Consider the following 11,463-nt stretch of genomic DNA (forward strand, 5'->3'; position numbering starts at 1 on the left):
GTTACAGGCTTTTAGGGAGCCCCCTTCAAAGACCGGCAAACAGAATTGGAGCCCTTCGAATGTCTCTGCGAGAGCGCATAGAAACCAAGCTTCGGGAAAGCTTTTCACCGGAGCGCCTGAGGGTCGTCGATGAAAGCCAGATGCATGCGGGCCACCAGCCGGATATCACAGGTACCGGCGAAACGCATATGCGTGTTCAGATAGTGTCGGAGAGCTTTTCCGGCAAGTCCCGCATCGAACGGCACCGGGCAATCAACGCGCTTTTGAAGCCCGAACTCGATGCCGGGCTGCATGCTCTGGCGATAGAGGCCGCGGCACCGGGGGAAGCGGTGCGGTTTTAAGTAAAGGTTGTCATCAGAACCGAGAGCAAGCCCCCTTACCCGGCCCTTCGGCTACCTTCTCACCGGCGGAGAGAAGAAACCGGGCGGCAACGCCTTGCTCAACGCGCCAGCAACTTTTCCCCGTAGAGCATTGCCAAAACAGCTTGTTCTTTTCCCCGCCGGGGAGAAGTGCCGGAGCGAAGCGAGGCGATGAGAGGGCCCCTCACCGTACCTCTCAGCGCCAGTTCACCCCGGATGCTTCTCCGACAGGAAGGACTGCACCTCGGATGCCGCAACGTCATCCGCCACGAAGGACTGGCCAATGCCGTGGGTGAGGATGAAGGTGAGCTTGCCGCCCTTGACTTTCTTGTCCTGCGCAATTGCCGTCATCAGCGTTTCGACGGGCGGCAATTCTCCAGGAATATCTTTCATCGTGGTCGGCAGGCCGACTGCCTTCAGGTGCGCTTCGACGCGCGCGGCATCGTCAGGACTTGCGAGGTTCAGGCGGGCAGAGAACTGGTGCGCCAGCACCATGCCGATGGCGACACCTTCACCATGCACCAGCCGCTTGCTGTCGTAATTGGTCGCCGCCTCCAGTGCGTGACCGAAGGTGTGGCCGAGGTTCAAAAGGGCGCGTACGCCGTTTTCCTTCTCGTCCGCCACCACCACGTCTGCCTTGGCCTGGCAGCTGGTCGCAATCGCCTGGATGCGGGCAGGGCCGCCGGTGCGGATGTCGTCCCAGTTCTTTTCCAGCCAGAAGAAAAAATCCGGCTTGTCGATCAGGCCGTATTTCACCACTTCGGCGTAGCCGGCGCGGAACTCGCGCGGACTGAGCGTATCGAGCACTGCCGTATCCGCCAGCACCAGATCAGGCTGGTGGAAGACGCCAATGAGGTTCTTGCCGTGGCGGGTGTTGATGCCGGTCTTGCCGCCGACGGAGGAATCGACCTGCGCCAGAAGCGAGGTCGGTATCTGCACGAAACGGACGCCGCGGCGGACAATACCGGCTGCAAAACCGGCGAGATCGCCGATCACGCCGCCGCCAAGCGCGATCACCGCATCATTGCGCTCCACCCTTGCGGCTAGAACCGCATCGCAGACAGTGACGAGATGCTCGAAGCTCTTGGTCTTTTCACCGGCCGGCAGGGTCAGGGAAACAGCCTCGATGCCGTCCGTCTGCAGTCCATCCATCAAGCCTTCAAGGTAGAGCGGCGCGACATGCTCATCAGTAATGATCGCCGCACGCCGGCCCCTCAGCCGCGCCGAGATTTCGCCGCCAGCCCGGCCGATGAGGCCAGGCCCGATCAGAATGTCATAGGCGCGCTCACCGAGCGGCACATGGACGAGACGTTCATCGGCGTGGATTTCAGAAGGCGTCATGGGAATCAGTCTTTCTGTTCGATGCCGGCAATGGCGGCCAGCACTTCGGTCACGATGATTTCCTTGCGGACATCACGGGATTCGATGGTGAGATCTGCTTCCGAATAGATCGGATAGCGCTTCTCCATCAGGGCCGCCAGCGTGGCCCTGGGGTTTTCGGTCTTGAGAAGCGGGCGGTGATCACGCTTGTTCACCCTCTCCCACAACACCTCCAGATCCGCCTTCAGCCACAGCGAAATCCCACCACGGCTGATGTGCCGGCGCGTATTGTCGTTTATGAAGGCGCCGCCGCCAGTTGAGATGACCTTGGGCCCGCCGCGCAGCAGCCGCTTGATGACCCGCGTTTCCAGCGCCCGGAATTCTTCTTCACCATAGGTGGCAAAAAGTTCTGATATCGTCATGCGCGAAACCCGTTCGATTTCGACATCCGTATCGATGAAGGGAACCCTGAGCTGCTGGGCAACCATGCGGCCTATTGCCGACTTTCCGGCGCCCATCAGTCCGACAAAGACGATATTGCGCCGTCCGAGCTTTGCCCGCGCTTGCTCCCCGAGTGTGGCCGGGACGGATAAATTCGTTTCACTCATAAATTTGAAAGCCCGTTTGGCATGGATATCTGCAAATGTTTACGAAGCGTCAAGCCAAATTGCTGACTGAATTGCGGTGAATCACAATGATCGCCGCATGCGGCGGTGACAGTGGCAGGCTTTTTCAGCTTGCCGCCGGTTTCGCCGCACCGCATATACGTTTCGACCGCCACCTTCACGGAGCCGCCATGCCCACCCTCTTCCGCTTCACGATGATACTGGCGACCATCGCGGGGCTGGTCTATGGCGGCATGGTGCTGCTTGTCATGGTCGTTCAGCCCCGCGACCGCGAAGTAACGGTGCGCATTCCCTCGGAAAGGCTGAACCCACCGGGGGCAGAACCGGCAAGGCGCACCCCATGAGCGGTCAACCGGCGGCGGGGCGCGATAGCGCGCGGCTGGAGAGTTTTCTGGAGATGATGAGCGCCGAGCGGGGTGCAGCCGCCAACACGCTCGCATCTTACGAGCGTGATCTGACGGATCTGCGCGAATTCCTTGGGAGCCGCGGCCAGTCTCTGACAGAAGCCGCAACATCGGACCTTTCCGCCTATCTGACCCATCTTTCCGCGCAAGGCTTCGCTGCGACCTCGCAGGCGAGACGCCTCTCATCCATGCGGCAGTTTTATCGCTTTCTTTATTCGGAAGGCCTGCGCAGTGACGACCCGACCGGCATCATCGATGCGCCCAAGAAGGGCCTTGCCCTGCCGAAAACGATGAGCGTCGCCGATGTAAACCGTCTCCTTGGGCTCGCGGCGCAGGAAGCGGCAACCGAAGGTCCCGGCCAGCTCGCGCGCATGCGCATGCATCTGCTGCTCGAGCTTCTTTATGCCACCGGCATGCGTGTCAGCGAACTCGTCTCGCTTCCGGTCAAAGTGCTGCGTCAGGAAGGACGTTTCCTGATGATCCGCGGCAAGGGTAACAAGGACCGGATGGTTCTCCTTTCCCGAGCGGCCATCGAGGCCATGGAAAAATATGAAGCCGCCCGAAAGGCGCTTGTCTCAGAAAAAGGCAAGGCAGCGAAAAAGGCCGAAACGACGGATAGCCCGTGGCTGTTCCCATCCAACAGCAAGGAAGGCTATCTGCCCCGTCAGGTCTTCGCCCGTGACCTCAAGGACATCGCCATTCGGGCCGGGCTGCACCCATCGGCAGTGTCACCGCATGTGCTGCGCCATGCCTTTGCCAGCCACCTCTTGCAGAACGGTGCGGATTTGCGCGCGGTGCAGGAACTGCTCGGCCACTCCGACATTTCCACGACACAAATCTATACACATGTGCTGGAAGAACGCTTGCAAGAGCTGGTACAAACACATCACCCCCTTGCCAAACAGGGCAAAAACCTTGATTAGAGCGACCGGAACCGCCGGATAATCCGGTCAAACCTTGCGCAAAACGATCGGAAACGGATCTCATGCACAATTATCTCGACTTCGAAAAACCTATCTCGGACCTTGAGGGCAAGATCATCGAGCTGAAGAAGCTTGCCGATGAAGACGAGAGCATAGACACCTCGGAGGAGATCAACCGCCTGGAATCGCGCGTCAACGATGCGATGCAGGACATCTATTCCAAGCTGAACGCCTGGCAGAAAACGCAGGTCGCGCGTCATCCGCAGCGTCCGCATTTCGTCGATTACGCCAAGGCGCTGTTTACGGATTTCACGCCGCTTGCCGGCGACCGCAAGTTCTCCGAAGACGCCGCCATTCAGGCCGGCCTTGCCCGTTTCAACGGACAGCCCGTCGCAATTATCGGCCAGGAAAAGGGCAACGACACCAAGAGCCGCCTGAAGCACAATTTCGGCAGCCCGCGCCCGGAAGGTTATCGCAAGGCTATCCGCGTGCTGGAATTGGCCGACCGCTTCTCGCTGCCGGTCGTCACCCTGATCGACACCGCAGGTGCCTACCCCGGCGTCGGTGCGGAAGAGCGCGGCCAGGCCGAGGCCATCGCCCGCTCGACGGAAATGTGCCTGAACGTGAAGGTGCCGATCGTCTCCGTCGTCATCGGCGAAGGCGGCTCGGGCGGAGCCATCGCGATTGCCACCGGCAACCGCGTCTACATGCTGGAACATGCAATCTACTCTGTAATCTCGCCGGAAGGTGCGGCCTCCATTCTCTGGCGCGATTCGACCCGCGCCAAGGAAGCCGCGACCAACATGAAGATCACCTCGGAAGACCTGAAGTCGCTCGGCGTCATCGATGGTATCATTCCCGAGCCGATCGGTGGCGCGCATCGCGCCCCGGAAACCGTGATCAGCGCGACAGGCGACGTTATCGCCAAGGCGCTGGCCGATCTTTCCCAGCGCTCGGGCACGCAGCTTAGGGCCGAACGCCGCCAGAAGTTCCTGGATATCGGCCGTAATCTCTGAGGCGGCCTTAATTTCCGCCGCTATCGCCCCAACTCGGCCATAGTCCGGTCACATCAAAAGATGGATCGGCGGCCGCGGGGGCGGATCCGATTTGAGTTAAGAAGATGTAAACGGTTAATACCGTATTTAAATTGCACACGGAACGGTATAGAACTGCCGCCACCTCGTGCCATCGTCTTTCGGATCAGATCATGCGTTTGACACATTTTGCACTTCTTGCCTGTACCGCGCTCGTTCTCGCCGGTTGTAACGATACACTCGAAACCGTCGAACGTGATGTGTCGCACATCAAGAACAAGGTTGATTACCCGCTGTCTCCGTCCATTCTGGCCGAGATCGACAAGAAGGGCATGGACCGCACGTCGCCGATCATGATCCGTATCTTCAAGGAAGAAGGTGCGCTGGAAATCTGGAAGGCCAAGCGTGATAACCGTTTCGACAAGATTGCCGAATATCAAATCTGCGCATGGTCGGGAAAACTCGGCCCCAAGGTCAAGGAAGGCGACCGGCAGGCGCCGGAAGGTTTCTACAACCTGACGCCAGCCCATCTCAATCCGAATTCGAAATATTACCTCGCCATCAATACCGGCTTCCCGAACCGCTACGATGCTGCCAATGGCCGCAACGGCACCAACCTGATGATCCATGGCGCCTGCTCATCATCAGGCTGTTACTCGATGACGGATGCGCAGATTCTTGAAATCTACGGTTTTGCCCGCGATGCCTTCAAGGGCGGCCAGAAGACAGTTCAGCTGCAGGCATTTCCTTTCCGCATGACGGCGGAAAACATGGCCCGTCATCGCAAGAGCGAGCACCTCGAATTCTGGAAGATGCTGAAGGTTGGTTACGACAATTTCGAAGTCACCAAACGTCCGCCGGAAGTGAATGTCTGCGAGAAGAAATATGTCTTCAACCAGCAGGCGGAAGGCGGCAGCTTCAACGCGTCGGCTCAGTGCCCGCCCATGAGCACGCCGCCTGCACTCGTCAGCGCGCTTTCGAGCTATGAGAAGACCTACGATCTCGCCTATGAAAAGGCGATGAAGAAATATGAAGGCATGGCCTGGTACGACCCGAGCGAAGCCGAGCGCAAGGCGCTGGTGGCCGAAAAGCGCAAGGGCCGCGAACCCGCCTATGCCCCGACGGGCTCGGCGCTGAAGGCCGGCAAGCTGATGAAGGAAACGGAATATGCCGCGCTGATGGAGAAGAAGGCGCAGCAGGTGACATCGTCTTCGCCAGCGACCACCGCAACCGCCTCGGCGCTGCGTGGCCCTCGCCCTTCGGCTAACCAGCCGGCCACGGCGCCGCAATCGAACCCGGCACCAGCTGCCCCGACAATGGTTGCCTCGGCTACGCCTGCAGCAGGCCAGACTGGCGCTGCTGCCCAGAGCGTTCCGGTGCCAGCCATGAACCCGCTTGCCTATTCCGCAGCCCCGGCGCCGGAAGCACCGGAGAAGAAGCCATTCTGGAAGTTCTGGGCCAAGGAATGACCGCAACAAGCGATATCGTCTATGATTTGAGGGGGCTTAAATGCCCCCTTCCGGTTTTGAGAAGCCGCAAGAAACTTGCAACGCTGAAGACGGGGGCTGTTCTCACCGTCGAGACGACCGATCCTTTGGCGGTGATCGATATTGCACATATGTGCAATGAGGATGGGCATCGTCTGGTGGAGACGACGGCGCTGGATAAGGGCCATCGGTTTCGGATTGTGAAGGGCGGGTAAGAGCGACTCGCAATGACGTTGCCCGTGGTTTACCCCCTCTGCCCTGCCGGGCATATCCCCCTCAAGGGGGAGATCGGCGAGAAGGTCTCCCGTCGCTTCGTTCTCAAATGTTGAGATGGCCGAAACCTCGCCTCGATTCAATCTCCCCCCTTGAGGGGGAGATGCCTGGCAGGGCAGAGGGGGTCACTCCAAGCGCCGATCTCAACGGCGTCGCGCGACCTAAAACCGCAACCCAGAAACCGCCAAAGGATTATCCGTCAGCGCCTGCCGGTCAGGTCGATCGATACCCGGCGCGCTGGTGAAGGCAGCGAAGAGGTCCTTCACGAAAGCCTCCGGCAAATCCTTCGTAATCAGCACCATGCGCGTGCGCTGATCCGCCGGGTCCGGCCAGGCCGAGAGGCGTTCGGGCCGGTGGAAAATGCTCTGTACCCCATGCAGCACCAAAGGCCGGCCCGGATTATCCGACAGCTTGACGATGGCCTTCATGCGAAGAAGCTTTTCACCATGCGCCGAGCGCAGCAAATCCACAAACATGTCGATGGCCATTGGGCTTATCGGCTCGTCGTGTATGATCGAAAAGGAACGAATGGATGCATCGTGGCGGTTCACGTCGTGGTCATGATGGTGGTGGTGGTGATCATCGTGGTCGCCATGATGGTGATCATGTGCATGATCATGGTGGTGGTGATCGTGCAGCGCCTCTTCGCCTAACCAACGGCTGACATCGGCAGTTTTATTGCCGGCATCGTAAAGGCCGTTATTGAGAAGCCCCGCAGCACTCCAGTCGGTTTTGTCACCGTCTTCGATGATCGCGCGCGGATTGAGCGCCTCTAGGCGGGCAGTCAATGCCGCAATCGTGGCGTCATCGGCGAGCGCTCGTTTCGTCACCACAAGACGATCGGCCACAGCCACCTGTTTCACAGCTTCCTGATGATTGTCGAGTGTGGAGAGGCCGTTCACGGCATCCACCACAGTGACCATGCCAACCAGCACGAAATTCTGCGCAATGACGGGGTTACCCATGACCGACTGCATGACGGGAGCGGGATCGGCAAGGCCGGTCGTTTCGATGACCACGCGCTTCACCGGCTTCAGCTTGCCGGTCTGGATACCGTCCATCAGTTCCGCCAGCGTGTCCACCAGTTCGCCGCGCACGGTGCAGCAAAGGCACCCTTCCGCCAGTTCTATAATGCCCTCGCCCGCGCTTTCGACCAGCATGTGATCGATGCTGACATCGCCGAATTCATTGATGATGATCGCCGCGTCGCTCATGTCAGGATCCTTGAGGAGCCGATTGAGCAGAGTCGATTTTCCGGCGCCGAGAAATCCGGTGATAATGGAAACCGGGATACGATCGCGAGACATGTCTGGCCTGTATGTTGATTGCCGCTTTGGGGAAGTCAGTTCAGGACGTAAAACCCGCAACGGCATGAAGCTAAAACAAATCGCCCGAGGCTGGAAGCCGCGAGCGACATTGTAATATCATAACATGATCGATCTGCGAATAGCCAAATGGCAGGGCGGCCGGGAGACCTGTCCCAGCACCTTCGCCTGTCCGTCAGAATGTGGGGCGCGGGATCGGGATCGGCACATTCGCCAATTGGCCCTTTGCGGCTGCGCCCTTGGGCGCATTAACCGCGACCGTCTCGCTGCCCGGTATAAGACCGGCGAAGGAATATTCCGGCGGACGGGTCATTTCCTGCACATAGGGCGAATGGATGACCATGCGGCCGGCATCGTCGCGTCCCTCACTGCGGATTTTCGCCGCCTTCGGGTTGCATATTTCGGCGCTGATATCGTTGACCTCTGCGGTATCGCCATAAGGGGCAAGCGAGGCGAGCGAGACACCCTGACCGGAAGGAGACGTCAGGCCCATCTGCAGAAGATCGGCCGACTGGTCGGTTCGACCCGCGAGACTATCGGCACCCAGCACCACAGTGATGATCGAGCGGCCATTGCGCACGGCCGATGCCACCTGGTTGAACCCGGAAGCGCAGATAAAGCCGGTCTTCATGCCATCCGCGCCATCGAAGCGGCCAACCAGCATATTGAAATTGGCGTAATTCTTTTTGCCCGTGGTGACGCCCTCAAGCGAGAAATAATGCGCATATTCGGGAAATTCCCGCTTGATGATCAGCGCCAGCAGCGCGAGGTCGCGGGCCGTCGTGTATTGGCCCTTCCCCGGCAGACCGTTGGGGTTCACGTAGTGCGTGGAATTCATGCCGAGGCGCTGCGCCTGCGCATTCATCTGCGCCACGAAATTATCCGTGGTGCCGCCGATGGTCTCCGCAATCGCGACTGCAATATCGTTGGCGGACTTGATCAGCAGCAGCTTCAGCGCGCTGTCCATCGTCAGTTTCTGGCCGGGCTTGAAATACATCTTGGAGGCGGGCTGGTCGGCGGCCTTCTTGCTCATCACCACTTCGGTCTGCGGGCTGATCTTGCCAGCCTTCATCTGCGAAAAGGCGATATAGGCGGTCATCAGCTTGGTCAGCGAGGCCGGATACCATTTGCGGAAGGCTTCCTGGTGCGAGATCACCTTGCCGGTTTTGACATCGACCACCATTTTCGGATTGGCATTGGCCACCGGGGCCGCGGCGACGACACCTGCGGTGATGATGGCAATGGCTGCGGAAAGCCGGCGGGCGGCGTTTGGCGATTTGAAAGTCTGTGGCAAGGCTAGTCCTCGAATTCCCGTCTTCAGTCGGGGAATGGCAATATTCACCATATATGTCCTAGCAATGGCAAAGTACATTGATTACGTCAATTATGCGGCGCACTATCCACCACGGAGGATGGAGTTTTACGACACGCCGTACCGATGAACCCAGGAATGAACGAATGCCGATTTTGAACAGAGCCGCCGAACTCCAGCAGGAAGTCAGCGAATGGCGGCATCACCTGCATGAAAATCCAGAGATTTTGTATGATGTCGACAACACCGCGGCCTTCGTCGCGGAGAAGCTGAAAACTTTCGGCGTTGACGAAATCGTGACCGGTCTCGGCCGCACCGGCGTCGTCGGCATCATCAGGGGCAATCTTCCAGGCAATCGCACCATCGGCTTCCGCGCGGATATGGACGCGCTGCCCATAGTCGAGGAAACCGGCAAAGCCTGGGCATCGAAAACGCCCGGCGCCATGCACGCCTGCGGCCATGACGGCCACACCGCGATGCTTCTCGGCGCGGCGAAGTACCTCACCGAGACCCGAAATTTCGCGGGCTCGATCGCTGTCATTTTCCAGCCAGCGGAAGAAGGCGGCGCCGGCGCGCTCGCCATGGTCGAAGACGGCCTGATGGAGCGTTTCGGCATCGACGAAGTTTACGGAATGCACAATATGCCGGGCATTCCGCTTGGCGCCTTCGCCATCCGCAAGGGCGGCATCATGGCGGCACCGGACAAGTTCTCAATCACGGTCAAGGGCCGAGGCGGCCATGCGGCCCAGCCGCATCGCACGATCGACCCCATCACCATCGGCGCGCAGATCGTTGGCAACCTGCAGATGATCGCCTCACGCAATGCCGATCCGATCCGCTCCGTTGTCGTCTCGGTCACGCGCTTTCATGCGGGTTCCAGTCACAACATCATTCCCAACGAGGCGCTGATCGCCGGCACCGTGCGCAGCCTCGATGAGACGGTGCGCGATCTCGCCCAGGAACGCATCAAGCAGATGGCGGAAGGCATTGCGCTTGCCAATGGCGCGGAAGCCGAAGTCGTCTATGAGCGCTATTGCCCGGTGACCTTCAACCACGCCGCTGAAACCGACCACGCTATCCGTGTGGCCCGCGATGTGGTTGGCGAACCGAATGTAGACCCCGATGTCGATCCCTCCATGGCAGGAGAGGATTTCTCCTTCATGCTGAAGGAAAGGCCCGGCTGCTTCATCTTCATTGGCAATGGCGATTCGGCCGGGCTCCACAATCCTGGTTATGACTTCAACGACGAAGCCATCGCCTACGGCATCTCCTATTGGGTGAAACTTGCAGAACAGCGCCTAACGAGCTGATGTCAGGCCAACGCGAAGAAAGCGGAGGACGAGATCAACCGCTATGAAGAACGCGGTTGATCCGCCGGCTGGGTCAGGTTAAAGAGCAATTCAGTGTCCACGTAGCTCAGCAGGATAGAGCACAGGATTCCTAAGACAAATTGGGGGTTGCGCCCGGAAACGACGCAATCGATCTGCTCAAAGTCGGGGAAAGCTTCGCTGGTCTTCCAGCATGCCAATCCCGAGCCAAGCTCCGGAGAAATCCGGTGAAGGTGTAGAGACTGGATGGGCAGCACCTAAAGGCCTCACGGCCCATGGTGAAGGGACAGTCCAGACCACGAACGCCCTTCCCGACAAGGCAGGGCGGCGGCGAAAGCCGAAGCGGTATGAATCCTGGGGTCGGAGGTTCGAATCCTCTCGTGGACACCATTTCCTGAAAATTATTTAAAATCAATGACATAATCGGATAACGACCAGCAGACAGCTGGTCCGGGCGCGAGAAGTGGTGCGTATTCTTTGCCAGCCTGGCCGCCTGCAATTGGCAAATATCAGATCGACCGACATAATAGCGTTTCCTCCTAGAACACAGAAAGTTCAAAGCTTCGTAAGGGAACGTTGAAAGCCCGCGATCGCTTCCTATTTCCTATCAGTGACGATGAGGCGCCTGTCGAAGTGGGTCGCGCGAGACGAGGGAGATTTGATGATCGACGAATATGGTCCATATGTGCAGATGTCCACGCTTGGAGAACAGATGGCTGCCTGCTACCAGACGGATGCAAATCTCGCGCTGGAACCGCATCTGGCGCATTACATGGACGAGGTGGAGGTGAATATAGCCGCCGACAGCTTCAACCATGTTGGCTTCCTGAACAGGATCAGCAGCCGGTTGCAGGTGACGCTGGCGGCAACGACCAATCAAAGACGCCGGGAGTTTCTGCAAGCGGTTGTGGCTTCGCTTCAGGAGCGGATCGACCGCCATTCGTTCGATGTGGCTCAATAGGATTGGACTGGTCATCTCCCCGCGGTTGACCGGCTTGCCGCACTTGGTTGACGAGACGGTCACAAGGCCTGTCTTACAGGAGCCCTCGGCAGCGTTGTTGACTTGGACGCG

At 59.0% G+C, this 11,463-nt stretch carries 12 protein-coding genes; 8 read left to right on the forward strand and 4 right to left on the reverse strand.

Annotated features, from left to right (window positions below):
* Nucleotides 1-59 precede the first annotated feature (59 nt).
* Nucleotides 60-341: a BolA family protein gene (locus tag HQN82_RS16830; RefSeq protein WP_004445674.1), complete on the forward strand. Its 282-nt coding sequence runs from the start codon at nt 60-62 to the stop codon at nt 339-341.
* Nucleotides 342-566: 225 nt separating this feature from the next.
* Here HQN82_RS16830 and aroB read toward each other — a convergent pair whose 3' ends face one another.
* Together aroB and HQN82_RS16840 are read right to left on the reverse strand one after the other, a co-directional pair.
* Entirely contained in the window at nt 567-1,700 is a 1,134-nt protein-coding gene (gene aroB / locus HQN82_RS16835; RefSeq protein ID WP_004445676.1) for a 3-dehydroquinate synthase, read from the reverse strand.
* Between the two features lie 5 nt (nt 1,701-1,705).
* Complete coding sequence (locus HQN82_RS16840) at nt 1,706-2,287, reverse strand: shikimate kinase (RefSeq protein ID WP_004445677.1); 582 nt, start codon at nt 2,285-2,287, stop codon at nt 1,706-1,708.
* A 188-nt stretch (nt 2,288-2,475) separates the two neighbouring features.
* Between HQN82_RS16840 and HQN82_RS16845 the strand changes: the two genes are divergently transcribed.
* The 5 genes from HQN82_RS16845 to HQN82_RS16865 all read left to right on the forward strand — a co-directional run bounded on the left by HQN82_RS16845 (nt 2,476) and on the right by HQN82_RS16865 (nt 6,368).
* Nucleotides 2,476-2,649 (forward strand): hypothetical protein, encoded by a 174-nt coding sequence (locus HQN82_RS16845; RefSeq protein WP_034497628.1) that lies wholly within the window; start codon nt 2,476-2,478, stop codon nt 2,647-2,649.
* Nucleotides 2,646-3,632 (forward strand): site-specific tyrosine recombinase XerD, encoded by a 987-nt coding sequence (xerD, locus tag HQN82_RS16850; protein ID WP_173615307.1) that lies wholly within the window; start codon nt 2,646-2,648, stop codon nt 3,630-3,632. Before HQN82_RS16845 ends, xerD begins: the two co-directional genes overlap by 4 nt.
* Before the next feature lie 62 nt (nt 3,633-3,694).
* A complete protein-coding gene (locus HQN82_RS16855) occupies nt 3,695-4,648 on the forward strand; it encodes an acetyl-CoA carboxylase carboxyltransferase subunit alpha (protein WP_004445681.1) in 954 nt (317 codons plus the stop codon).
* Between the two features lie 191 nt (nt 4,649-4,839).
* Nucleotides 4,840-6,135 carry a L,D-transpeptidase family protein gene (locus HQN82_RS16860; protein ID WP_006697153.1) on the forward strand — a complete coding sequence of 432 codons (1,296 nt, stop codon included), beginning with the start codon at nt 4,840-4,842 and terminating at the stop codon, nt 6,133-6,135.
* On the forward strand, nt 6,132-6,368 hold the full coding sequence (locus HQN82_RS16865) for a sulfurtransferase TusA family protein (protein ID WP_173615308.1): 237 nt from the start codon (nt 6,132-6,134) through the stop codon (nt 6,366-6,368). The genes HQN82_RS16860 and HQN82_RS16865 overlap by 4 nt, the downstream gene beginning before the upstream one ends.
* A gap of 219 nt (nt 6,369-6,587) precedes the next feature.
* Here the strand turns inward: HQN82_RS16865 and HQN82_RS16870 are convergent, their stop codons facing one another.
* Nucleotides 6,588-7,733 carry a CobW family GTP-binding protein gene (locus HQN82_RS16870; protein WP_173615309.1) on the reverse strand — a complete coding sequence of 382 codons (1,146 nt, stop codon included), beginning with the start codon at nt 7,731-7,733 and terminating at the stop codon, nt 6,588-6,590.
* Nucleotides 7,734-7,926: 193 nt separating this feature from the next.
* A complete protein-coding gene (locus tag HQN82_RS16875; RefSeq protein WP_173615310.1) occupies nt 7,927-9,045 on the reverse strand; it encodes a D-alanyl-D-alanine carboxypeptidase family protein in 1,119 nt (372 codons plus the stop codon).
* Between the two features lie 164 nt (nt 9,046-9,209).
* On the opposite strand from HQN82_RS16875, the gene HQN82_RS16880 reads away from it, so the two are divergent.
* Nucleotides 9,210-10,373, forward strand: a complete 1,164-nt coding sequence (locus HQN82_RS16880) for a M20 aminoacylase family protein (RefSeq protein WP_173615311.1) — start codon at nt 9,210-9,212, stop codon at nt 10,371-10,373.
* A 679-nt stretch (nt 10,374-11,052) separates the two neighbouring features.
* Nucleotides 11,053-11,352: a hypothetical protein gene (locus HQN82_RS16885; protein ID WP_004445697.1), complete on the forward strand. Its 300-nt coding sequence runs from the start codon at nt 11,053-11,055 to the stop codon at nt 11,350-11,352.
* Nucleotides 11,353-11,463: the final 111 nt, after the last annotated feature.

Source organism: Agrobacterium pusense, assembly GCF_013285525.1.
Classification (GTDB): Bacteria; Pseudomonadota; Alphaproteobacteria; order Rhizobiales; family Rhizobiaceae; genus Agrobacterium; species Agrobacterium pusense.